This is a genomic window from Cellvibrio sp. pealriver (genome assembly GCF_001183545.1).
In the GTDB taxonomy this organism is placed as follows: domain Bacteria; phylum Pseudomonadota; class Gammaproteobacteria; order Pseudomonadales; family Cellvibrionaceae; genus Cellvibrio.
The window spans coordinates 1,657,880-1,681,408 of record NZ_KQ236688.1 but is presented as its reverse complement, the minus strand read 5'-3'; the positions used below and the strand labels follow the sequence as shown (position 1 = coordinate 1,681,408).

Sequence of the window (23,529 nt, the reverse complement as noted above, 5' to 3'; positions counted from 1 at the left end):
CTGGTTTTGTTCTAGCGTATGTCATAGTGAAAGTCTTGGTGAGTTGAGTGTTATCTATTGTGACTGCTGTTTTTTAGTGGTGCGCAGTTTCCTTCTTCATTATTGGTTTTGATCTCATGAGACTTCACAAGTTATTTCGACATAGAGGGCTAGGCATTAATCTGCTGGCAAGTTTTTGTTTTTTAATGCTGGCTGTTTATGGCTGGGGAATGAGCTGGAAAGAGTTAGGCAGTTACTTGCTTGTATTATTAAGCTTGCTGGTTTGCCTGATTATTGTGGCTGCAGTTTTTGCTTGGTTGTTAGGTAAGCTAAGGAGCGGTGGTGATGACGGTATTGATGTAAACACTCGCACTGACGCATCACCGCAGACGGATGACTCTATTGATGATGAAATAAAAAAATAAGAAGAACAATTTAGAGTCAAATCTTATTAAGAATAATTTCCAGAACCATTTTGCTGCCAAAGTAGGCAAGCATAAGACAAATGAAACCGGCTAGAGCCCACCGAATTGCTTTGGTTCCCCTCCAGCCCATTTGGTAGCGCCCCCACAGTAACAAGGCATAAATAAGCCAGGCAATTAACGCAAATACTGTTTTATGCACTAAATGTTGCGCAAACATGTCTTCGAGGAAATAAAAACCTGACAGTATTGCCAGTGTTAGTAGGATCTCTCCAACCCATAAAAACTCGAAGAGTAGTGACTCCATTGTCTGTAGTGGCGGCAGCAAGCGCGCGTTTGCAATGCGATTTTTGTGTTTCAGTGCGTGGTTTTGATAAGCCAATATGAGTGCTTGTAAACTGGCAATGGTAAGCAGGCTGTAAGCGAGAATCGATAAAATCACGTGTGCGGCAATACTGTAGCTGAGCGAATGCTGCCATCCGGGATTGGTTGCTGTTATCGAGGCCAGGACAGACAACGCTGATAACGGAAATAATAATAAGAATAAATTGTGCAGGGCTTTTTTCAGGCTACTGAAAAGCACAATCGCATTTACAACCAAAAATATGAGTGAGGAAACAGAAAATAAGCTGAAAGCAATCCCGCTGTGACTAACGCTGATGCCGTATACGCCTACGCCATGAATGATAAGCCCAAATGCTGCAACTCCCAACAATTGCACGGAATGAATAGGTTTTTGGCGAATAAACAGGCTGCCAAAATAGATGGCAGCAGAGGTATAAACGAAGATAGCTATCAGGTTGGCGCTCAGGGTTATCATGCTGTAAGGCTAATCCGTAAGGTGCTGGCATTGGCGAAACCGGAGTGCCAAGTGTGTCATAAGGTACCTCTAAAGAGAAGTGTAGATGAGAAACATACTTATTAAGCCGCGGGTAACCCAAACCCATGTGGGTAAAGCAGCAATTGCCTATCTTTGGAGGTATAATCGCCGCAACTTGTCGAGGCTAATGTTGTAAGAGGATTTTTCTGCAATATGGCCAGTTAATTGATACCGATTTTTCCGTTTTTTGAGAGACGCTATGTTTGAGAATTTAACTGATCGTTTATCCCATACGCTGCGCAGTATTACAGGCAAAGCTCGCTTGAGCGAAGACAACATCAAAGATGCTTTGCGTGACGTACGCAAGGCTTTGTTGGAGGCGGATGTAGCCCTGCCTGTTGTTAAAGCCTTCATTGATCAGGTACGTAGCCGTGCTTTGGGGCAGCAGATTAGCAAAGCGCTAAATCCCGGCCAGCAGTTTATCAAGATTGTTGAGGCCGAGTTGGTTGCGACTATGGGGCAGGCGAATGAGTCGCTTAATTTGGCACAGCAGCCCCCTGCTGTTGTGTTGATGGCGGGCTTGCAGGGTGCTGGTAAAACAACATCGGTCGCTAAACTGGCTCGTTTCCTGAAAGAACGTGAAAAGAAAAAAGTATTGGTGGTTAGTGCGGACGTTTATCGTCCAGCGGCGATACAGCAGTTACAAACGCTGGCCAGTGAGGTTGGTGCGGAGTTTTTTCCATCAACTTCCGAACAAAAGCCACTGGATATTGCTCGCAGTGCAATTGATCACGCAAAGAAACAATTCTTCGATGTACTGATTGTCGATACTGCGGGTCGCTTGCATGTTGATGAAGAGTTGATGGGTGAAATCAAAGAGCTTCACGCGGCAATTAATCCTGTCGAAACTTTGTTTGTTATTGATGCGATGATTGGTCAGGATGCAGTAAATACGGCCAAAGCATTCAACGATGCATTACCGTTAACTGGCGTTATTTTGACCAAGGCTGATGGCGATGCGCGTGGTGGTGCGGCTTTGTCTGTACGTCACATTACTGGTAAGCCCATCAAGTTTTTGGGGATGGGCGAGAAAGTTGATGCGCTTGAACCTTTTCACCCGGATCGTATCGCGTCGCGCATTCTCGGCATGGGTGATGTGCTCTCGTTAATTGAGCAAGTTGAACGGAATGTTGATAAAGAAAAAGCAGAAAAATTAATCAAAAAGGTGACCAAAGGTCAAAAGTTTGATCTTGAAGATTTGCGTGATCAACTACAGCAAATGCAAAACATGGGCGGCTTGACCTCCATGCTCGATAAGTTGCCAGGTTTGGGTAATGTTGCGCAAATGGCGCAATCGGCAAACATGAATAAGCAGTTCAAGACGATGGAAGCTATTATCAACTCCATGACTCCGGACGAGCGTCGTAATCCCGATGACTTAAGTGGCTCACGCAAGCGTCGGATTACAGCAGGGTCTGGAACGCAAATTCAGGATCTTAATCGTTTGCTAAAACAGTACAAACAAATGGCAAAAATGATGGGTAAAATGAAAGGCGGTGGAATGCAAAAAATGATGCGTGGTCTCGGCGGTATGATGCCGGGTGGTGTTCCTTCTGGCGGTATGTTACCTCCGGGTTTCCGCAAATAATTTGATTGAGAATATTAAAACCGTCGTTGATAAAATCAACGACGGTTTTTTTATGGTGTTAAAAAACTTCGCCCTGCAGTGTTAATACTATACTGCGGCTTCCACCTTGATTGCGGTGCTCACACAAATATATTCCCTGCCAGATTCCTATATCCAAATGTCCCTGATGGACTGGAATAGTTAAATTGCAGCCCAAAATGCTGGTTTTCAGATGTGCAGGAAGATCATCGCTTCCTTCGTCATTATGCAAGTAGTAGGGCATATCTTCAGGGACATGTTCATTGAAAAAACTTTCAAAGTCTTTCCGTACGGTAGGGTCTGCATTTTCGTTAATTGTCAGTGATGCAGATGTATGTTTGATAAAGACATTCAGCAAACCAATTTTGTAAGTGGTTAATTCTGGAATATTAGCGAGGATTTCATCTGTTATTAAATGAAATCCTCGCGTGCGCGCTTTCAGGTGAAACTCTTTTCGTAGCCACATGTTGTCACTTAAATGTTAGCGTTTTTTAAATGAAGCGCAGGAGCATCAAATACAATACCTTCCCATCCGTATTGCATAAAGTTGCGGATGTTTTGGTGGTCTTTTGCGTCAGGATGCTGCAGTACATCGATACGATAATAATCCCCAAAGCAAGCCAGTGTTTGGGCAACTGATAAGTTGTGCAATTGCGCAAATGAAAATAGTTTGCATGAGCCTGAGTTTTGACCCGCTTCATTCGTCAGTTGGCCATTTTTGAATGCTGTTGGTGTGAAGTCGTAATGGCTTTCAATGACCGCCATTGTGTCAGAAAACTGAATCAATTCAGGTGTTGTATTAAGTTTTTCAATAAATGTATGAATGGTCATGATAAGAGCTCGACAAGGATAACAGTAAGGTTAAATCCTATTTTACATTTTGTTGGGTAAAAAGAATAATTGGCTGGTCGTTACTGGTTAATTGCGCTATGGTTACTTCATATAGGCTATTTCTGCTGTGATGATCATGTCGAAAAAACGTCCCATTTATATCCCTTTTGCTGGCCCGGCGTTGTTGGAAGCTCCTTTGTTGAACAAGGGGAGTGCATTCACGCTACGTGAACGGCAGCAGTTTAATCTTGAAGGCTTGTTGCCTTATAACATTGAAACTATTGAGGAGCAGGAAGCTCGCGTTTATCAGCAGCTCCGCTCGTTCGAATCTGAGATAGATAAGCATATCTATTTGCGCAATATTCAGGATACGAATGAAACTGTATATTTTCGTTTGGTGACTGACCATCTCACAGAAATTATGCCGTTAATTTATACGCCGACAGTGGGTTTGGCTTGCCAGCAGTTTTCAAAAATTTATCGGCGCAAACGAGGTCTATTTATTTCTTACCCTGACCGCGATCGCATTGACGACATGCTACAAAATGCTACCAAGCAAAATGTAAAAGTTATCGTTGTGACAGATGGCGAACGTATCTTGGGGTTGGGCGATCAGGGAATTGGTGGCATGGGAATTCCCATCGGTAAACTTGCGCTTTATACCGCTTGCGGTGGAATAAGTCCCGCTTACACTTTGCCCGTCACTTTGGATGTGGGTACAAATAATCAGGCGTTGCTTGATGACCCAATGTATATGGGATGGAGACATCCGCGCATTAGCGGCGATGATTATTATCAGTTTGTCGATGAGTTTATTCAGGCAATAAAAATGCGTTGGCCTAATGTGTTGTTGCAATTTGAAGATTTTGCACAAGAACATGCAACGCCGTTATTGAATCGCTATCGCGATCAGTTGTGCTGTTTTAATGATGATATTCAAGGAACTGCTGCGGTTGCAGTTGGAACCTTGATGGCTGCATGCAAAGCCAAAGGCGAGCGTCTAATCGATCAGCGTATTGTATTTGCGGGGGCGGGGTCGGCAGGTTGTGGCATCGCAGATCAAATTGTGAAGCAAATGATGCGTGAAGGTGCCAATGAGCAAGAAGCACGATCGAAAATATTTTTAATCAGTAAAGATGGTTTGTTGCGCTCAAGCTCGTCAGGTTTGTATGACTTTCAAATTCCATTTTGTACGCCTGATAATCTTACGAAAGATTGGAAGCTAAAAAACAAAGACGATGTGATTGGCTTATATGATGTGGTTGCGAATGTTAAACCCAGTATCTTGATCGGTGTTTCCGGCCAGGCTGGTTTATTTACCAAAATGATCGTAGAAGAAATGAGTATGCATTGTGAGCGGCCACTGATATTGCCGCTTTCCAATCCTACATCTCAGGCTGAAGCCCAGCCTGTTGACTTGTTGCGCTGGACGGCGGGTAAGGCGATGGTGGCAACGGGAAGTCCGTTCCCTCCAGTCGATATGGGCGATCAGGTGTACGAGATCGCGCAGTGCAACAACAGTTATATTTTTCCTGGTGTTGGTCTCGGTGTTATCACTGCAAAAGCGACGCGTATTACTGACAACATGATGATAGCAGCCAGTAAGGCACTGGCAGATGCTTCGCCATTGGCTCAAACAGGGAAGGGGGCGCTTTTGCCAGCGCTGGATACCATCCGTGATGTCAGTAAAGTGATCGCCAAGGCCGTAGTTCTTCAAGCTATCGATGACGGTGTGGCTTTGCCTATTCCTTTGGAAATGATCGATGGAAAGATTGAACAGCATTTCTGGCAGCCAGAATACCGCGAGTATCGTCGTACTTCGTTTTAACGCAAGCTGTGAGGTAAACCCAACATGCTGTAAGAGCGTGCAATTTTTACCTCGTTATTAATATGCTAGGCTTTGGTAAGGTTTTTGGCTTGAATATCTCCCAAAGCTGTTCCATAAAGAATATCAATAGAGCCCATAACGCTTTTGCCTGAGTAATTCTACGTATAAGGGAGTGACAACTGGTCGTATCGACCATAAAATCACCTGCCATGACATATATGATGAATTAAGTGCCATTCTTGCTATCGTTTCTCTGTGAGCTGATGCAAAATAGGCGCTAGCGGAAGGAGCGGGCTCTGTAAAGACAATATCAGGGCAGTTTGTACGTGGGGAGACGGCAAAAATGCTGCGGCCATTTCAGTAGGGCGGCAGCATAGTGATGTATCAATTTATGCTTAACCTTAACCTAATTTATAGCTTTTTAATCGACCTGAGTTGTTCGATAAAGGACTAAAACATGGATTTCCTTTCTGCACAAAAGTATTTATTAACCAAGCACCAAGCCAAAGAGATGTTTCCCTCTGGCCCTGATATGGCGGTGTATAAAGTTTGCCATAAAATGTTTGCCACTCTGACTGCCGAGGGTGGTGTTCCGCGGGTAAGCCTGAAATGCGACCCTGATTTGGCACTCCAATTACGTGAGCAGTACCCTGCCGTTCGTCCAGGTTTTCAGATGAACAAAAAGCATTGGAATACCATCATTCTCGACGGATCTGTTCCTACAGAACAAATCCAACGCATGATTGACCACTCATATCAGCTGATCGTTGATAATCTGCCAACGCTTGAGCGCGAGCAGCTTCTGGCATCCAAAAAATAGGCTTCATTTAGCACCGGGCATAGCTCGGTGCAGCAATTATTCCTGCTTCCTTTATTCTTCATGATCTGCTTTGCACAGGTGGAGCCTTGATATGACCGTTCACTCAGAGATAAATGAGTCAGTGTCTACAAGTGCGTTTGATGTTGCATTTGGCGAAGTGGGCATCCGCTTGAAGTTGCTGCGGGAAGCTTGTGGATATTCCCAACGTGAGCTTGCCAAGCGCGCAGGTCTGACTAATAGTAGCATTTCGATTATTGAGCAAGGGCAGGTAAGTCCGAGTGTTCAATCCCTTGGTCGTATACTTGCGGCGCTCCCGATCAGCCTGACCGATTTTTTTGCTTTTAGTCTTCCCTCCGTAAACCCTGCCCAGAAGATATCCCACGCGTCCGCGCATCAATTGGACGCGCGCATTCAGGAGTTATCTGCTGAGCAAGTCACTCCTTTCCACGTTATGTCAGTAGATGTGTCGGGTGTTCTCATTCAAGGGGAAATACTGTTAATTACCCTGGAAGCGGAGCATCGACTAAAAGCAGGGGATAACTTCTATATTCCTGCGCACCAGTGCTATCGCCTCGCAAATTTCTCTGTTCATCCTGCGCGATTATTCCTTTGTTCGCTTTTTGCACATAAAGCCTGATTTTTAGGGATTTTTGTGCGTTATCCCCCAGCTGCTTGCACTCTCATAAGGCAAGTCTGCACCAGCCTGCTACACTCAAAACCAGATTTTCCTCCTCGTTCAATCAGAAAGAGAGATTAATTATGTTCCAAGGACAAGCCCTAAAAGTGTCGCTGTTGCCTGATGGCATCGCCGAACTTACCTTCGATTTACAAGGCGAATCAGTCAATAAATTCAGTTTGCTTGTGGTGTCTGAGCTACAACAAGTACTGGATTTACTGGAGAGCGCGAAAAACATCAAGGGGTTGCTCATCAGTAGCGCCAAAGACGTTTTTATCGTGGGTGCCGATATTATGGAATTCGGCGCTGTGTTTGCGGCGGGTCCTGATCAAATTACCGGCCATCTTGCGACGAACAACCGTAACTTTTGCCGGTTGGAAGATTTGCCCTTTCCAACTGTCGTTGCAATTAATGGTTTTGCGCTGGGCGGCGGATTGGAGTTTTGTTTGTCGTGCGATTATCGCATCGCGAGTACTGCTGCCAAAGTTGGTTTGCCCGAAACCAAATTGGGGATTATTCCGGGTTGGGGCGGCACTGTACGTTTGCCGCGCTTAGCAGGATTGGACACAGCTGTTGAGTGGATTGCTGCAGGTAAAGAAAACGATGCTGAAACTGCGCTGATTGCTCGGGTGGTTGATGCGGTTGTGGAGCCAGCCAAACTGCGGGATGCTGCACTGAATTGTTTGCAGCAATGTATTGACGGTAAATTTGATTATCAGTCTCGTCGCACACAGAAAAAAGCGCCGCTTAAATTAAATTTTATTGAGTCCATGATGGCTTTTGAAACATCGAAGGCCTTTGTGGGGGCGCAAGCAGGGCGTAATTATCCGGCGCCGGTGACAGCAATAAAATCTATGCAAAAAGCGGCCGATAAAGGCCGCGATGAAGCGCTGCAAATTGAAGCAGAAGGGTTTGCCAAAATGGCGCAAACGCCAGTTGCCCAATCGTTGGTGGGAATTTTTGTCAACGAGCAAATGTTGGGTAAAAAAGCTAAAAGCTGGGAGAAAAAAGCAGATAAAAAAATCGCGCGTGCTGCAGTGTTGGGTGCGGGAATTATGGGTGGTGGGATTGCGTATCAATCTGCACTCAAAGGCGTGCCGATTAAAATGAAAGATATTGCTCAAGCGGGAATTGATTTGGGCTTGTCTGAAGCCAATAAATTATTAAGTAAACGTGTTGAGCGCAAAAAGCTGACAGCAGTGGAAATGGGTAATGTGCTTAATCGCATTGAGCCTGCGTTGACGTATGATGGTTTTGATCATATCGATATTGTTGTCGAAGCAGTTGTTGAAAATCCAAAGGTGAAAAAATCGGTCTTGGCTGAAGTAGAAACCAAGGTCAGCAGTGACACAATTATTGCGTCAAATACCTCGACTATTTCAATCAGTTATTTAGCTGAGGATTTAGCGCGCCCTGAAAATTTCTGTGGCATGCATTTCTTTAATCCTGTTCACATGATGCCTTTGGTTGAAGTGATTCGCGGCAAAAAAACATCTGACAACGCGGTTGCTCGCACAGTGGCTTATGCAAATGCGATGGGTAAAAAACCGATTGTCGTAAAAGATTGCCCCGGATTTTTGGTAAACCGCGTACTGTTTCCTTACTTGGCTGGTTTTGCGATGCTGCTTCGCGATGGCGTTGACTATCATCGAATCGATAAAATTATGGAAACATGGGGTTGGCCGATGGGGCCGGCATATTTACTTGACGTTGTAGGGATAGATACTGCAGTGCACGCTGAAAAAGTAATGGCGAATGGTTTCCCAGACCGCATGCAACGTGATTTTACATCCTGTACTGATGCGCTGTTTGCTGCAGGCCGTTTAGGCCAGAAAAACGAAAAAGGTTTTTATAACTACGAGTTAGACAAAAAAGGCAAACCTGCCAAGGTTCCCGCTGCAGAAGTGGCTGAGATCCTCAAGCCTACCATTCAGGGGACAGTAGACATTACCGATGAAGATATTGTCGCGCGCATGATGATTCCGATGGCAACTGAATTAACGCGCTGTCTTGATGAGGGGATTGTCGAGACAGCTGCTGAAGCGGATATGGCATTGGTTTATGGTACGGGCTTCCCTCCATTCCGTGGTGGTGTTTTCCGCTGGATTGATTCTATTGGTGCACAGGCGTTTTGTGACATGGCCGCAAAATTTGCCGCGCTGGGCGCGCTCTACCAAGCTCCCGATAGCTTGAAAGCAAAAGCCGCCAACAACCAAAAATTTTACGGCTAAGGAGATACGATAATGAGCTTACAACCACGCGATGCCGTCATCGTTGATTACGCACGTAGCGCCATGGGGCGTTCCAAAAACGGCTGTTTTCGCCATATGCGTGCCGATGATATTTCTGCGGCAATTATTAAAGGTTTATTAGCGCGCAATCCTAATCTTGACCCCAATACAATTGATGATTTGTTGTGGGGTTGTGTCATGCAGCGAGAAGAGCAGGCTTTTAATATTGCGCGCAATATTTTGTTGCTTGCCGGTTTGCCGCACACTATTCCGGCACAAACCATTAATCGTTTGTGTGGATCTTCTATGTCGGCATTACACACAGCTACCGTCAATATCCGTGCGGGGCAGGGTGATGTTTACCTGATCGGCGGAGTTGAGCATATGGGGCATTTACCCATGTATGAATCCGTCAGCATCAATCCACTATTAGGTTTATCCGTTGCCAAGGCAGCAGGCAATATGGGAATGACTGCAGAGTATCTGGCGCTTTTGCACGGAATCAATCGTCAGCAGATGGATGAATTCGGGGCGCGCTCTCATCAGCTTGCCGCCAAAGCCCGCGAACTGGGTAAATTCAGCCGTGAAATTATTTCCGTTGATGGCCATAACGCGGATGGTTTCTTGATGTCAGTTGACCAGGATGAAACTATTCGCCCCGAAACCACGGTAGAAGCGCTATCAAAACTACCTCCGGTGTTTGATCCCAAGAATGGACAGGTAACAGCGGGAACGTCTTCACAGCTCAGTGATGGTGCCTCGGTAATGCTGGTGATGTCCGCTGAGCGTGCAAAAGCATTGGGTTTGAAGCCTATTGCGAAAGTAGTGTCTTTAGGTTTGGCAGGCGTGGATCCGTCAATTATGGGTTACGGCCCTGTGCCCTCTACCGAAAAAGCGCTTAAGGCAGCTAACCTCACCATAGACGATATCGACGCAGTGGAATTAAATGAAGCATTTGCCGCGCAAGCTTTGCCTGTACTGAAAGACTTGAAGTTGCTTGATGTGATGAATGATAAAGTCAATCTCCATGGTGGTGCGATTGCGCTTGGCCATCCATTTGGATGTTCAGGGACGCGTATCACAGGGTCGCTGTTAACGGTGATGCAGGATAGGGATTTGAATTTGGGTGTATCGACTATGTGTATTGGGTTGGGGCAGGGAATTACTACGGTATTGGAACGTCTCAATTAATTCATTGGCTCCATTTGATGCTAAAGGTCAGCTGTTGCTGGCCTTTTTTGTTTTTACCTTATTTTATTGTTCAGGCATTTTAAAAATACAATAAACCTATCACTCTCAAATCATTTACCAGCGTCTGGTAAACTGTTTATTTCCCTATTGTTGGATAATTTGTTTGATTCTGTTAACCGATAAAACAATCTTACCTTCGTCATTCATACAAGAGCGCATTGCGACACTAAAGCAGAGTGCTTCTAATGCGTTGGGTGGTCGCTCATCTGTTGTTGACATCTTTGCCTTGGAGTTTTCACATCAGCAATATTATTTGCCCGGTAATCCACGCATTGCATTGGTAGCGATTATTTATCTTCGGGTGGATGAAAAAGGTTCCGTGCGTATTGAAGGGAGTATTGCTCCATCGTCTGTGATTTTACAGCAGGAGCTGCAAACGCTTGCCGCTGATTATGAAAGTCTTCGCCAATTTTGTCGGAATCACGAATATGCCTGGGTGGTATTTACTGCTCCATGGTTGTTAAAGCCTGTCCAAATTCCAAAGCCATGGGGGCGAGAGGTGTGGTTCACTGGTATAGAAGCCAGGGGGCAATCCGAGGTGTGCGGTGATGGTGGTAATTTGCCATTGCCTTGGATGTTGTCACTTTTTCCTCAATCAGCTGATCCTGAGAAAAGTGATGATGTCATTCTATTGAAGGTACTGGACCCTTTACCCGATGAGGTTTACGGCGATTTATATCTTGAGCTTCATGAACAGAAACAAGAGGTCTATGTTGTGACGCATCTAGACCCTCAGGCTTGGCCCGAGGGTATTGGCAGAATTCAGTTAGGGTTCGACCAAACCGTACGCCATTCTTATGATAACGATGACTTATTCAAAGATGCTTATCTGGCAGCGGTAAAAGATTATGAGCTGGTGCGCAGGGCATTAGATGACGTTTTTGCCCAGAAAAAACGGGCAGTCGCTTTTGATACCAATCAACCAGCACCACCTGAGCTGTTGAAAAAGTGGATTAAAGAAATATCGCAAGATACTGAAATGGAAGCCCTTATTGAAAAGGAGAAAAAACTGCGTGCATATATGAACGCATTTATAGAGTCGTATCCTTTGAGTGTTGGCGACTGGATAAAAGTGCCTCGATATATGCCCCATTCATTGCAGCATGGGGTCAGGGTAGTTGAGTTTCAAACTCCCGTATATGAGCGGAAAATTTTGAGCTTTTCACAGCAAGTCTTGACTCAGTCTCACTGGGATTCGGAGATAGCGGTGCGATTGGCAACACTGGACAGTTATCAAAAAGAACCATCGCAGTTATGGAACTTCAGTGGCCTGAATTGCATTGAATCTATTGCCAGTTTTGATGATTTTGAAGTGCAGCGAATCACTTTGAAGGAAGGTCAGCCATTGGATTCAAGTCGCTATTCGTTGCTGATGGTGCTGAATGGGTCGGTATCACTCAGCATGGGTGACGCTTCAATGCAGATAACGGCAGGGCAGGCAGTCTTATTACCTGTTGTAGGTGATAATTGGTGGATAAGCACTAACACGCCATCATTGTTGTTACAGGCACTACCCTTGGATGGAAATCCAAAATAGGTTTTGGGTAGATTGGGTGTTAGAATACGCGACTGCTATTTAAGAGGTCTCCGAGGTATAAATGTCGTCTTTTTATGAAATTATTGAGCTAATTAACGGCGATGTAGCATTAGCTCGGGCAGATGATGAGAGCAACGAGCCTCTAGTAACGATTCGTTTTTCAGCAGAGTCATTAGCCTTCCTCGGAGAAGAGAAATTCATGGTGGCCAAGGCAATGATTGAGGCTGGTATGGAGGCTGCTGGAGAAATTGCTGATCAGCAAGCTGAGGCAATGTTGGATGAATTATTGGAAGGCGTTGATGAGGCTGAAAAGCTGATGTTGCATTAGGTATTGTGCGGTTAATGTCTAATTGTTAAGTGGTTACAAAGCCGTTATTTGTTTTTCCCCTCCCTGGATTTATCTATTTTTCATCATTTTTGGTCTGTCAAACAGTTCTTCTGTTGTTTTATTTGTGCACGTATCAACGCACGCGCAAAAGCAATCCACGGCAATTTCCTTTTGTTGCAGCAACCTCCAATTGGGCAAGTTCTTTGTCGCTCAGCTTGCCTGGGCTGGAGATAACGGTATGGCTATTGCCAGCCGAAAGTGCTTCCCATGTGATCCACAGTAATGTCTGCGGATCCTGACAGTGAATAACGCGAATATAGCGAGTATTGACACCGTACGACTCTAATAGATCGCGGCTGATGTTATGCGGAGCTACCCAAGTAATCCAACGGTCTTTGCAGGCGTTACCTAAAAAAGCAATCATCGGTAGGAGTAGAGCCAGCTGTTCCGGGGAGTCACTTGCCAATACCAGTTCAGTAACTCCGCTAGCGGGTTGTTGCTGTTGGCTATTAGCTTGTGGTGTCGCGCTTGCTGGGGCTGCAATAGCGTGTGCGATATTAGTCACGACGAATTACTCCTACACTTAAACCTTCAATACTGAACTCTTGTTCTCGCATATCAACATGGATGACATCGAAGTCAGGGTTTTCCGGCCACAATTCAACCAGCGCTTTATTGTTTGTACGTTTAAGCCTTTTGACCGTTACTTCTTCGCCAATTCGTGCGACGACAATCTGGCCATTACGAGCTTGATCTGTGCGGTGCACAGCAAGCAGATCTCCATCTAGAATTCCTACATCCTTCATACTCATGCCATGCACACGAAGCAAATAATCTGCATTGAGTGAAAAAAAGCTTTGCGGGATGTTGCAATAATCTTCGATGTGCTCTTGAGCAAGTATTGGATTCCCAGCAGCGACGCGTCCTATGATGGGAATGCCTGAGTGGACTTCGGGTAACCGAATGCCGCGTGAAGCGCCCGGGATAATCTCAATCGCCCCTTTACGTGCCAAGGCTTTAATGTGTTCTTCTGCCGCGTTGGCAGACTTAAATCCAAGAATTCGTGCAATTTCAGCGCGTGTAGGCGGATATCCCGTGTCATCTGCATATTGGCGGATTAACTGAAGTACCTGTTCCTGGCGCGGTGTTAGATCTGACATAGTGCACTCCTGAATCTGTTTATTTGTACAGTTATTGTGATTATATACAGTAATTCGGGTTGTGCAATAGTTTTTCAGTTTGGTGATTAATCCACCCGATCCCCGTAGCGAATCCCTCTCAATTGCCCCTGTGCGAAATAGAGGTGGGTCGTAAACTTGCCTTTCCGGGGCTCATAGGTCCAGATATCGATGTTCTCGCATGCTTGTATAACAATATTATTTTGCACGTTGTTATCGCCGTATTGCACGCCTTGGGATTGGTTGCTTGTGGCAATTGGCTGACAGAAGCTGTCTATCATTAATGGACTACCACACTTATCTATGACTTCGGCTTTGCTATCGCCTATATGAACCAATTTATTTTTACAGCGTAATGATTCTCCAAGAGCAGTATTGCCGATACCGAATAAAAGAAAGCCGATGAGATAAATAGAGAGTGTTCGCATGATGAACTCCTGAAGGGGTGGATTTAACTCTAATCTTCGTATCTGAATGCGGCATGAATACTTTTGGTACAAATATTCGGAGAATTTAGCCTTTTAGTAATAAGCCGAATAAATCCGAAATTTACGATGATTCCCGTTAAAGATTTCGCAATTTGGGCCGTTAGCTTATACAGCTGTCCAATGCATGTTGAAGGGCAGGGTAGTGAGTAACTTCTGACAATATTGGTGAATTATGAATGCCTATTCTGCTGTGCAAAATTATGCAAATGTAAAAGTTCATTCTTCTGTAGAAACTGCATCGCCCCATCGATTGATTCAAATGTTATTTGAAGGTGCTTTGGAGCGCATTGCGCAAGCAAAAGGCGCTATGCAACAAAACCAGATCGCACGTAAAGGTGAGTTGATTGGCAAAGCAACCGCTATCGTGGGTGGCTTGCAAGGTAGCCTTAATGATAAAGATGGCGGAAGTCTGGCTGCGAATCTTGATGGCTTATATGACTACATTATTCGTCGCTTGAGTCAGGCAAATTACGAAAATAACCCAGATTACCTCGATGAGTGCGGTCGGTTGTTGGGCGAAATAAAATCAGCATGGGATGCTATTGCTAATCAGGTTTAATGAGGGGGTAACATGGCAATTCAGTTGATTAGTTCCCCCGATTACAGGGGGAATGCAGGTGTAGTCGCAATGCGCAGTGTACAGCAGGCATTGACTGCTGCACTGGACGCGGAAGATTGGGAAAAAGTAAGGCATTTAGATCGTATCTGCATCTTGCTCATTGATCGTGTTATTGCTTCCAATCGTGACGATAAAGCGGCTGTCATCGATGCATTGAGTGAATTGAAAGGTGTTTATGCTGGTTTGATTGCACAATGCCAACGTGAAGTCACTTTTTTGCATGCGACTTGATCCTGGATTATTTGCAGCTTATGGACAGGGTTGTGTTCGTGTCTCTGTTAAAAATTGTTAACTGCGCCTAGTTCATAAGGTTTTTAAAATAACTCTCTTATAGCAAAACTCGCAAAAATGGGTTCAGCCTGCTAGCCTTAGGATAAATAACTGCCAGCAGGGGATCGCCCGTGTCCAACTACAATCCACAAGAAGCCCTTAAACAATACCGTCAGTTGGGTATTGAGTCAGAAATCAGCAATGCTTCCCCTCATCGATTAATCCAATTGCTCTTTGAAGGTGCTCTGGCTCGTTTGGCAGTTGCGCAAGGTGCGATAGAGCGCGGCGATTTGGCGGTTAAGGGCGAAATGCTGGGTAAGGCAATCAGCATAGTGGGTGGGTTACGCAGCTCCCTTGATATGGAGGCCGGTGAAATCTCCGAGCGCTTGGATCAATTATACGAATACATCAACTTAACGCTGCTCGAAGCTTCTGCTCAAAATGATGTTGAGAAAGTGAATGAAGCAATCCAACTGCTAAAAACAGTTAAATCCGGTTGGGATGACATAGCGCCCACCGCCTAAGGATGAATGTCAACTGTTCAAAACTCTACGCTCTAAGAAATTGCACTGTAATTTCATAATGTTTTTTTTGAATTCTATCGTGATCTGTTGCGGTCAATTTCACTGCCTTCGAAGGCATATTATTGGCGAATAAATGTTCTTAGTGAATAAAAAATAATAAAACGCCAAAAACTTTTCGCCATAAATTTGACTAAGAACTCTCGCTCGTCTATTACTTACTCCAATAAGTCGTCTCGCCGCCTGTGGTTGCTATTTGCTAACCGGGCATTGGCATAGAATGAAAAAGGTCTTGGGGTATGTGGCGAAATAATAAAGTGCTGGTAATAGACGATAATCCGTCACGCAGACACGATTTAAAAATCCTGCTCGACTTTCTCAGCGAAACTGCACTCGTTTCCGCAAGCGGATCCTGGCAAGCTGCTGTTGCCGAGGAAAATAATGGTGAGGATTATGTTGCTATATTTATTGGCGACTATAGCGATTGTCGCCAATCTCTCGCACAACTTCTGAAAGAACTTCGTAATTGGAATGATGAGCTTGCAGTTGTTTTGGTTGGCGAAGAAAATCAAAATGCGATCGACAGTTTGGATGAGCCCTATCGTTTTATGGTGATAGCGACACTTGCTATGCCACCTACCTACAATAAGTTGGTTGATACCCTTCATCGCGCGCAGCTATATCGCGAGGCGCAATCCACCAGTAAACGTCAGCCGCTGCGTCGCCCCGTCCATTTATTCCGGAGTCTGGTGGGCACTAGCCGCGAGATCCAGAACGTGCGTGAAATGATGGCGCAAGTGGCCGACAAAGATGTGTCGGTACTGATTACGGGCGAGTCTGGTACGGGTAAAGAAGTGGTTGCGCGTAACTTGCATTACAACTCACCGCGTCGCGATAAACCGTTTGTCCCTGTTAATTGCGGCGCTATACCAGCCGAGTTGTTGGAAAGTGAATTGTTTGGCCATGAAAAAGGTGCATTTACCGGCGCGATTAATTCCCGCGCTGGACGTTTTGAGTTGGCTGAAGGTGGCACATTATTTCTTGATGAAATTGGTGATATGCCGCTGAATATGCAAGTCAAGATTTTGCGTGTACTACAAGAGCGCTGCTTTGAGCGCGTTGGTAGTAACAAAACACAACCAGTAGATGTGCGTATTATTGCAGCGACTCATCGAAATCTTGAGAGCATGATTGCTGAAAATACATTTCGGGAAGATTTATTTTACCGCTTGAATGTATTTCCCATTGAATTGCCTTCACTCAAAGAGCGCTCTGAAGATATTCCGCTCTTAATTAATGAGTTAGTGTCGCGTATGGAAAGTGAACAGCGAGGCTCAATACGTTTTAATTCAGCTGCGATTATGTCGTTGTGTCAGCATGAGTGGAGTGGAAACGTACGCGAGCTGGCAAACTTGGTAGAGCGTATGGCAATCATGCATCCTTTTGGCGTGATAGGTGTGCAAGATTTACCTGCAAAATATCGTCATGTCGATGTGGTTGATGAAGAGTTTGTTCACTCTGCTGAGAAAAGCAATGGATTATTAACGGGTGCTGCTGGCTATGTCAGTATGAACGATACCCCGTTATTACCAGAGCAGGGGATCGACCTGCGCGAATACATTACGAATCTTGAGATGAGTTTAATTCAGCAAGCTTTAAATGATTGTGGCGGTGTGGTGGCGCGTGCGGCTGATAAGTTGTGTGTACGCAGAACGACACTGGTAGAAAAGATGCGCAAATACGATATGCAGCGTTGATCTTTATCTAATTTACATAACAGCGAATCAACACAACGAAAAAGTCCTCGCCATATCATCTATGACGAGGACTTTTTTATTTATTGTGCTTGTTGCGGGCGGCGTGCTTGAGATTTATTGCCACTGGTTGTCCGGTTAATACCACCTTGCGGTTTTGCATTATGTGACCCACCATTTTTAGCGGGGGCTTTTTTACTTCCATTTTTTGGTTTTTGCCCCAGCGCAGGTTTTTTGTGTGCTGGCTTTCCATTTCCTGCAGCGCCGGATTTTCCTGCTCCCGCTCCTATTGTCATCCGCCGCCCCAGAACGATTGGTTCAGCTTTCGCGTTTGGATCTGGCTCAAAGCCATTGATGATTTCTTTGTCTATATTGCGCTTGATGAGTTTTTCAATGTCGCGCAAGAATTTATCTTCATCAATGCAAACCAGTGATACGGCAATACCTTCCGCGTCGGCGCGACCGGTGCGTCCTATACGGTGCACATAATCTTCCGGGACATTAGGCAACTCATAATTAACGACATAAGGTAATTGGTCGATATCAATTCCGCGTGCGGCGATGTCAGTGGCAACCAGCGCGCGAATGCTTCCGCGTTTAAAATCATCCAGCGCTTTGGTGCGTGCGCCTTGACTTTTATTGCCATGAATTGCTGCGGCGCTTATTCCATCATCAAGCAATTGTTCGGTTAGTTTGTTCGCGCCGTGTTTGGTGCGGGTAAAAATCAACACTTGTTGCCAATTACCTTGGTTTATCAGATGCGCTAAAAGCTCACGTTTGCGATTGCGGTCAACAGGATGCACGCGTTGGGTGACTCTCTCTGATGCCGTATTTCTGCGGGCGACTTCAATCAGTGTTGGTTGATTTAATAATTTATCAGCGAGCGCTTTGATTTCATCTGAAAACGTTGCCGAAAAAAGCAGGTTCTGGCGTTGTTTGGGTAACAGTGCCAATACTTTTTTGATGTCGTGGATAAAACCCATATCGAGCATGCGGTCGGCTTCATCCAAAACCAATATTTCTACTTGTTTTAAACTGACCGCATTTTGATTGACTAAATCAAGTAAGCGGCCAGGTGTTGCAACTAAAACGTCTACTCCACCACGCAGCTTCATCATTTGCGGATTAATGCTGACACCGCCAAAAACAACGGTTGAGCGAAGCGGTAAATATTTTCCATAAGTGCGCACACTTTCATAAACCTGTGCAGCAAGCTCGCGTGTAGGTGTCAAAATCAGGGCGCGTACGGGCCGACGACCATTACTGGTTTTTTCAACGTTTGCTTTGCTCAGTTTTTCCAGTAATGGCAAGGTAAAACCGGCGGTTTTACCTGTGCCGGTTTGGGCTCCTGCCAGAATATCGCCACCGTTTAACACAGCAGGAATCGCTTGTAATTGAATAGGAGTAGGTGTGCTGTAGCCCTCATCGGCAATAGCACGCAGTATATCGGCCCGTAGACCGAGATTTTCGAAAGACATAAGAATTTCCTGTTGCTCGGCCTCCCGCATAGCGGGCAAGGTCTGGCGAGCGGAGATATGGCAAGCATTTGACACTTGCAACAAAAAGAGGGCGGTACTGACCTTAAGGGTACCGCCGCGCATGGTACGCAGTTACTTGGCAATATGCCAGTTACTTTTTAATCAATTTTTGATGAAGCTTATTACCAATTTCATGAGGGCGATGAATTTACTTCACCGGCTTGCGTAGCCAGTGCCTGTTCCGCTGCTTTACGGTTGCGCGCCAAATGCAATATCCATAAAGCGGCCAACCCCAGTATTAAAAAGCCACTGGTAACAGGAATGAGTGTGTTGTTATACATCTGTCCTATTGCTGTGCCAATTATCATCGATAAAATTGATGAGCTTGCACCAATGATCGCGGATGCAATTCCTGCAACATGTCCCATGGGCTCCATCGCCATCGCGTTAACATTGCCAAAAACCAACCCAAAACAAAAAAATAACACAGCCGCGTAGAGCAAAAAAATCCAAAGATTGACCGGAATTAATAAGATAACAATCAAAAATATTCCTGAGCTGGCAATAATTCCCAATACTGCACGATTGCACAAAAAATCCATTCCCCACTTTTGCACAAAGCGCGCATTAACCAACGAGGCAAGGCCAAACACTAACGCCAATAAACCAAAATACACAGTAAATAATTTTCCGGTATTAAAAAGCTCCTGAAAAATTTGTTGCGATGAGTTGAGGTAACCTAAAAAACTGCCAAAAAATAATCCCATACAGAGCGTGTAACACATAGTGCTGTAATTGCTGATGACCTCTTTGAAACCATCGATAAAGCCACGTGTTGTGAAGGGAATGCGATATTCTTTGGGCAGCGTTTCTTCCAGCCGAATAAAAATCCAGATCCCAATAATAAGTGCATAAACAATATAGAGAACAAAAATATAGCGCCATGAACTGACAAGTAAAACGGCTTGACCAATACTGGGAGCGAGTGCTGGCACCATAATAAAAATCATCATCACCAGAGACATGATTCGTGCCATCTCATTACCGGTATATTTATCACGCACAATTGAAATGGCGGATACGTAAGGGCCGGCAACTCCCAAGCCTTGAATAAAACGCCCGAGCAGTAATGTATTAATGTCTTGCGCAAAAAAACAAATCACGCTGCCCACTAAAAATAAGCTGATGCCCGCATACAGTATTTTTTTGCGCCCCGTAGCATCGGATAACGGGCCACATATCAATTGACCTAATGCCATTCCCAGAAAAAGGGCGCTGATAATATATTGTGCTTCGTTTGCATGGCTTACAGTGATTTCTTTACTGATAAATCCAAGTGCTGGTAAAAGAGCATCAATTGACATGGCAACAACAGACATCAGTAGCGCTATCAAGAGTGTAAATTCGCCTGCAGAAATCCGCGATTTGGTTGGGTGAGTAGAATAATCAGACATACAGTGTTCCATCTAAATAGGGTGAATTGCATGGACAATGAGTGTTGGGCGCAGGGGCACCATAGTGTTAATGGTTGCCCTGCATGTCAGTAGGCTGATCGATCAATCCGTTTTGCGATCAGTTGGATCAATCGCATCAATCAATAGCCGCGTGAGTAAACAATAGTCACGTGAGTAAACAATAGTCGGGTGAAGCAGTAGGAAATCGACAGTGTGTGAATAATAAATGTGAAACAGAAGAGAGGCCTGTAACAAATTGTGTTTTGTGGCAGGCCTCAATGCTTGGACTTAGTGGCGAGGGAGTTTGTACATAATGCCACCATCATAAGGCAGTTTGGGGAGATGTTTTTCCATCAGCATAATGGCGTCGTTATATATATTTTTAACGTCTGGTTTCACACCAATTTCCATGCGTCGTGACAGCATAGTGACAGGAAACAGGCAATCACTGGTTTTTTTAACGCAGAGCGCGCGGCTGCGCCCGATTTCATCCTCGTAGATTTTCCATTCAAATGTGTTGGGAAAGTCTGCCAGCATGACATTGCCCAGCACTACGCCCATTGCTTGTTGGGTTTCATAATCATCGGTACTAACAAGGCTGTCATTCACTATGCGCTGTAAGGTGTCGAGATCACTCAGGTCACGTCTGATTTTATTGCCCGTTTTTGTCTGGGCTAATTCATTGACGCTGTTGATTTCTTTTTCCATGCGATTTTGATCCATCCAACTAAGTTCGGATACTGTCGATGCTTTTTGGGAGGTGGCTTGAGCGGCCGAATTGCCCACCACGTTCATCGGCGATTGTGCAAACACTGTTGGTGATAAGAGTGTCAGGGCAATAAAGGGGTAAATCAGTTTCATTGTATCCTCTCAACTTAATTGAAGATCATTCAGGATTGAAGATCATTCAGGTGCAATTAGTGTTTGGTCAGTGTTTCAGTTGTATCGGAGCGCGTGCCTGTATTGCTAAAAATTAGCGGCTGCGGATTGACATCACTTAGCGGAACCGAAAAGCCGTTAGCATTGACGATATGAATATGTTCACTTTTCAATTGTCGCGGCTCCGCAAGGCCGCATGAGTGCGCGATCATGCATACACTTTTGGTCATGTTAGTTTGATAGGCCGCAACACGTTCTGTTTTATCAGCGGGGTTGAGCCCTTTTTGTAATTGTTCATTGTGAGTAGTGATGCCGGTAGGGCAGGTGTTCTTATGGCATTGCAACGCTTGTATACAGCCAAGTGCAAACATAAACCCGCGGGCGCTATTAACAAAATCTGCGCCACTGGCGAGTGCCCAGGCAACCATATGTGGTGTGACTAATTTACCCGCGACAATTAATTTGATGCGGTCTTTTAACCCCGATTCTGTCAGCAGCGCGCTGACCCATGGCAAACTTTCTTTGATGGGAAGGCCAACATGATCCATTAAAGGTTGTGGTGCAGCCCCGCTTCCGCCGTCAGCGCTATCGAGCGTAATAAAGTCGGGCGCTGCTTCAATGCCTTGTACACGGATTTCAGTGATCAAATCGATCAACCAATTTTTTTCTCCCAGTACGGCTTTAAAACCAACGGGTTTTCCTGTCACATTGCGGATGTGATTGATCATATTCAGCAAATCAACGACAGAGCGGATATCGGTGTGGCCGTTGGGGCTGATGGAAGCCTGGCCTTCTGGAATACCACGAATGGCGGCGACTTCAGCCGACACTTTTTCGGCAGGCAATATGCCGCCTTTGCCGGGCTTTGCGCCCTGGCTTAATTTGATTTCAAACATTTTGATTTGCGGAAGCGCTGCGAGTTCCAGCAAGCGTGCATCACTTAAGTTACCGTCCAGATCGCGCACCCCGTATTTTGCAGTGCCTATCTGAAACACCAAATCGCAGCCGCCTTCCAAATGATACGGTGACAAACCCCCTTCGCCAGTATTCAACCAGCAACCGGCTTTTGCTGCACCGCGTGAGAGTGCAACGATGGCGGGGCGCGAAATTGCGCCATAGCTCATGCCGGAAATATTAAAAATCGAATGTGTGGTGTAAGGTTTTTTGCAAAATGGACCTACGGTGACAGGTGCAGGAATCAGCGCATCGCTTTCCATAATGGGGAATGCAGAATTTAAAAAAAGCAGTGTGCCGGGTTTGCTTAAATCCAGTGTTGAGCCAAAACCAATATTGCTATCAACATTTTTGGCCGCGCGATAAACCCATGAGCGATCAGCGCGATTGAATGGCATTTCCTCACGGTCATGCGCAAAAAAATATTGACGAAAAAACTCACCCAAGTGCTCAAAGAAATAGCGGAATCGTCCGATGACAGGGTAATTTTTACGGATGGTGTGAGTACTTTGGCTGATATCGACGATATACATCACGATCACGGCGAACAAAATAATGCCAATTGCGGCAATAAAAATCACTTCAAGCCAGGTCAGGACGGTAAGCGCCCAATGTGAGGTCGTCATCTGCAGTTATTCCACGTCATGAGTTGAAGATAAAAGATTTGGCTCTGTGTTCCTGCTGCCAATAATACGGGCAGGGTTGCCAGCCACTTTGCTAAAGCGCGCTACTGATTTGGTCACCAGGCTCCCCATACCGACAACCGCATGGTCACCAATTTCAACGCCATCCACAATACCGGTATTGGCTCCAATCCATACATCGCAACCGATACGTATACCCTTTGAGTTGACCGGTTGGTCTTTGATCAAGTGCGTCATTTCCATGCCGTGATTAAATGCATAGGCATAGCTATAGGCGGCAATGCGGGTGTTATCACCAATGACAATGCCCTTACGGCCGCCATCCAGGCTAACGTGGTGATTAATGGATACGCCATTACCCAGGGTTATTGGACCATGAAGGACGGAATCAGCGGCAATATAAGAGTCATCCCCAATCACTATCGCGCGCCCCGGTTCAGCAAACAGGCGGGCTTCCGGAGCGATGAAGCAGTTTTTACCAATAGAGATGGTTTCCATTGTCATCAAGTACGCTTGCCATTCATCCTGCCAGGCCTGCGCCCAGTGTCTCTGGGCAGGTTTTAGCCGTGCATACAACCAGGGCATATAGCTGAGCCGCAGTTTATGTTGCTGTCGGTATTTATCGGTATCTGGGTCGCTCATAGGAAAAATTGCAGACTTGTCGTATTCGAGGCTCGTGATTATAGGAGGAAACGAGGGCAGGGGTTAGTAACATACGGGTTAAATAAGCTCGCTGGGAATTGCAAATTAATGCAATTCCCAGACGGGGAAAGATGAAATAGAAATTAACGATTCGACTGACTGGTGCCAGTATTCAAGAGTTAAGTGAAAAGGTTAATTAAGGTGTCCGTTGGCTGTAGGTGATTGGTTTGTTTACTTGGCCGCTGGCGCTTCAACCGTA

Annotated in this window: 24 protein-coding genes; 13 read left to right on the top strand and 11 right to left on the bottom strand. The window is 45.4% G+C overall.

The genetic code is table 11. The features are described from left to right. The first annotated feature begins 116 nt into the window (after positions 1-116). The gene (locus VC28_RS07150; RefSeq protein ID WP_156184298.1) at positions 117-404 is read left to right on the top strand and encodes a hypothetical protein; all 288 of its coding nucleotides are present in this window, start codon (positions 117-119) and stop codon (positions 402-404) included. A gap of 16 nt (positions 405-420) precedes the next feature. Here VC28_RS07150 and VC28_RS07145 read toward each other — a convergent pair whose 3' ends face one another. Next, the gene (locus VC28_RS07145) at positions 421-1,221 is read right to left on the bottom strand and encodes a cytochrome C assembly family protein (RefSeq protein ID WP_049630036.1); all 801 of its coding nucleotides are present in this window, start codon (positions 1,219-1,221) and stop codon (positions 421-423) included. A 259-nt stretch (positions 1,222-1,480) separates the two neighbouring features. Here VC28_RS07145 and ffh point away from each other — a divergent pair, with 259 nt between their 5' ends. Further along, entirely contained in the window at positions 1,481-2,869 is a 1,389-nt protein-coding gene (gene ffh, locus VC28_RS07140; RefSeq protein ID WP_049630035.1) for a signal recognition particle protein, read from the top strand. A gap of 58 nt (positions 2,870-2,927) precedes the next feature. On the opposite strand, the gene VC28_RS07135 is transcribed toward ffh, so the two are convergent. Together VC28_RS07135 and VC28_RS07130 are read right to left on the bottom strand one after the other, a co-directional pair. Continuing rightward, positions 2,928-3,353 (bottom strand): secondary thiamine-phosphate synthase enzyme YjbQ, encoded by a 426-nt coding sequence (locus tag VC28_RS07135; protein WP_049630034.1) that lies wholly within the window; start codon positions 3,351-3,353, stop codon positions 2,928-2,930. A gap of 8 nt (positions 3,354-3,361) precedes the next feature. Beyond that, on the bottom strand, positions 3,362-3,718 hold the full coding sequence (locus tag VC28_RS07130; protein ID WP_049630033.1) for a HopJ type III effector protein: 357 nt from the start codon (positions 3,716-3,718) through the stop codon (positions 3,362-3,364). Positions 3,719-3,854: 136 nt separating this feature from the next. Here VC28_RS07130 and VC28_RS07125 point away from each other — a divergent pair, with 136 nt between their 5' ends. The 7 genes from VC28_RS07125 (at position 3,855) to VC28_RS07095 (ending at position 12,389) form a co-directional block, all read left to right on the top strand. Then, a complete protein-coding gene (locus VC28_RS07125; protein WP_049632233.1) occupies positions 3,855-5,546 on the top strand; it encodes an NAD-dependent malic enzyme in 1,692 nt (563 codons plus the stop codon). A gap of 457 nt (positions 5,547-6,003) precedes the next feature. Continuing rightward, positions 6,004-6,366 (top strand): MmcQ/YjbR family DNA-binding protein, encoded by a 363-nt coding sequence (locus VC28_RS07120; RefSeq protein WP_049630032.1) that lies wholly within the window; start codon positions 6,004-6,006, stop codon positions 6,364-6,366. Positions 6,367-6,457: 91 nt separating this feature from the next. Beyond that, positions 6,458-7,003: a helix-turn-helix domain-containing protein gene (locus VC28_RS19275; protein ID WP_053094167.1), complete on the top strand. Its 546-nt coding sequence runs from the start codon at positions 6,458-6,460 to the stop codon at positions 7,001-7,003. Positions 7,004-7,122: 119 nt separating this feature from the next. Beyond that, positions 7,123-9,273 carry a fatty acid oxidation complex subunit alpha FadB gene (fadB, locus tag VC28_RS07110; RefSeq protein ID WP_049632231.1) on the top strand — a complete coding sequence of 717 codons (2,151 nt, stop codon included), beginning with the start codon at positions 7,123-7,125 and terminating at the stop codon, positions 9,271-9,273. A gap of 12 nt (positions 9,274-9,285) precedes the next feature. Further along, a complete protein-coding gene (gene fadA, locus VC28_RS07105; RefSeq protein WP_049630031.1) occupies positions 9,286-10,464 on the top strand; it encodes an acetyl-CoA C-acyltransferase FadA in 1,179 nt (392 codons plus the stop codon). A 337-nt stretch (positions 10,465-10,801) separates the two neighbouring features. Then, a complete protein-coding gene (locus tag VC28_RS07100; protein WP_156184297.1) occupies positions 10,802-12,061 on the top strand; it encodes a hypothetical protein in 1,260 nt (419 codons plus the stop codon). A 61-nt stretch (positions 12,062-12,122) separates the two neighbouring features. Beyond that, positions 12,123-12,389 (top strand): hypothetical protein, encoded by a 267-nt coding sequence (locus VC28_RS07095; protein WP_049630029.1) that lies wholly within the window; start codon positions 12,123-12,125, stop codon positions 12,387-12,389. Between the two features lie 133 nt (positions 12,390-12,522). On the opposite strand, the gene VC28_RS07090 is transcribed toward VC28_RS07095, so the two are convergent. The 3 genes from VC28_RS07090 to VC28_RS07080 form a co-directional block, all read right to left on the bottom strand. Further along, positions 12,523-12,954, bottom strand: a complete 432-nt coding sequence (locus VC28_RS07090; RefSeq protein ID WP_049630028.1) for a cell division inhibitor SulA — start codon at positions 12,952-12,954, stop codon at positions 12,523-12,525. Then, entirely contained in the window at positions 12,947-13,549 is a 603-nt protein-coding gene (gene lexA, locus VC28_RS07085; RefSeq protein ID WP_049630027.1) for a transcriptional repressor LexA, read from the bottom strand. The genes VC28_RS07090 and lexA overlap by 8 nt, the downstream gene beginning before the upstream one ends. Positions 13,550-13,635: 86 nt before the next feature. Then, positions 13,636-13,995 (bottom strand): DUF2845 domain-containing protein, encoded by a 360-nt coding sequence (locus VC28_RS07080; protein ID WP_053094166.1) that lies wholly within the window; start codon positions 13,993-13,995, stop codon positions 13,636-13,638. A 232-nt stretch (positions 13,996-14,227) separates the two neighbouring features. Between VC28_RS07080 and fliS (VC28_RS07075) the strand changes: the two genes are divergently transcribed. The 4 genes from fliS (VC28_RS07075) (at position 14,228) to VC28_RS07060 (ending at position 17,222) form a co-directional block, all read left to right on the top strand. Next, positions 14,228-14,614, top strand: coding sequence for a flagellar export chaperone FliS (fliS, locus tag VC28_RS07075; RefSeq protein ID WP_049630026.1), 387 nt, complete (start codon positions 14,228-14,230; stop codon positions 14,612-14,614). Between the two features lie 12 nt (positions 14,615-14,626). Then, the gene (locus VC28_RS07070) at positions 14,627-14,905 is read left to right on the top strand and encodes a hypothetical protein (RefSeq protein WP_049630025.1); all 279 of its coding nucleotides are present in this window, start codon (positions 14,627-14,629) and stop codon (positions 14,903-14,905) included. A 170-nt stretch (positions 14,906-15,075) separates the two neighbouring features. Further along, a complete protein-coding gene (fliS, locus tag VC28_RS07065; RefSeq protein WP_049630024.1) occupies positions 15,076-15,468 on the top strand; it encodes a flagellar export chaperone FliS in 393 nt (130 codons plus the stop codon). A 296-nt stretch (positions 15,469-15,764) separates the two neighbouring features. Then, positions 15,765-17,222, top strand: coding sequence for a sigma-54-dependent transcriptional regulator (locus VC28_RS07060; RefSeq protein WP_049630023.1), 1,458 nt, complete (start codon positions 15,765-15,767; stop codon positions 17,220-17,222). An 80-nt stretch (positions 17,223-17,302) separates the two neighbouring features. Here VC28_RS07060 and rhlE read toward each other — a convergent pair whose 3' ends face one another. The 5 genes from rhlE to VC28_RS07035 form a co-directional block, all read right to left on the bottom strand. Continuing rightward, positions 17,303-18,697 (bottom strand): ATP-dependent RNA helicase RhlE, encoded by a 1,395-nt coding sequence (rhlE, locus tag VC28_RS07055; protein ID WP_049630022.1) that lies wholly within the window; start codon positions 18,695-18,697, stop codon positions 17,303-17,305. A gap of 191 nt (positions 18,698-18,888) precedes the next feature. Then, positions 18,889-20,151, bottom strand: a complete 1,263-nt coding sequence (locus VC28_RS07050; protein ID WP_231591669.1) for a multidrug effflux MFS transporter — start codon at positions 20,149-20,151, stop codon at positions 18,889-18,891. A gap of 288 nt (positions 20,152-20,439) precedes the next feature. Continuing rightward, positions 20,440-21,012 (bottom strand): DUF3806 domain-containing protein, encoded by a 573-nt coding sequence (locus VC28_RS07045; RefSeq protein WP_049630020.1) that lies wholly within the window; start codon positions 21,010-21,012, stop codon positions 20,440-20,442. Positions 21,013-21,068: 56 nt separating this feature from the next. After that, positions 21,069-22,610, bottom strand: a complete 1,542-nt coding sequence (locus tag VC28_RS07040) for an FMN-binding glutamate synthase family protein (protein ID WP_049630019.1) — start codon at positions 22,608-22,610, stop codon at positions 21,069-21,071. A gap of 6 nt (positions 22,611-22,616) precedes the next feature. Beyond that, complete coding sequence (locus tag VC28_RS07035) at positions 22,617-23,270, bottom strand: acyltransferase (RefSeq protein WP_049630018.1); 654 nt, start codon at positions 23,268-23,270, stop codon at positions 22,617-22,619. Between the last annotated feature and the right edge of the window lie 259 nt (positions 23,271-23,529).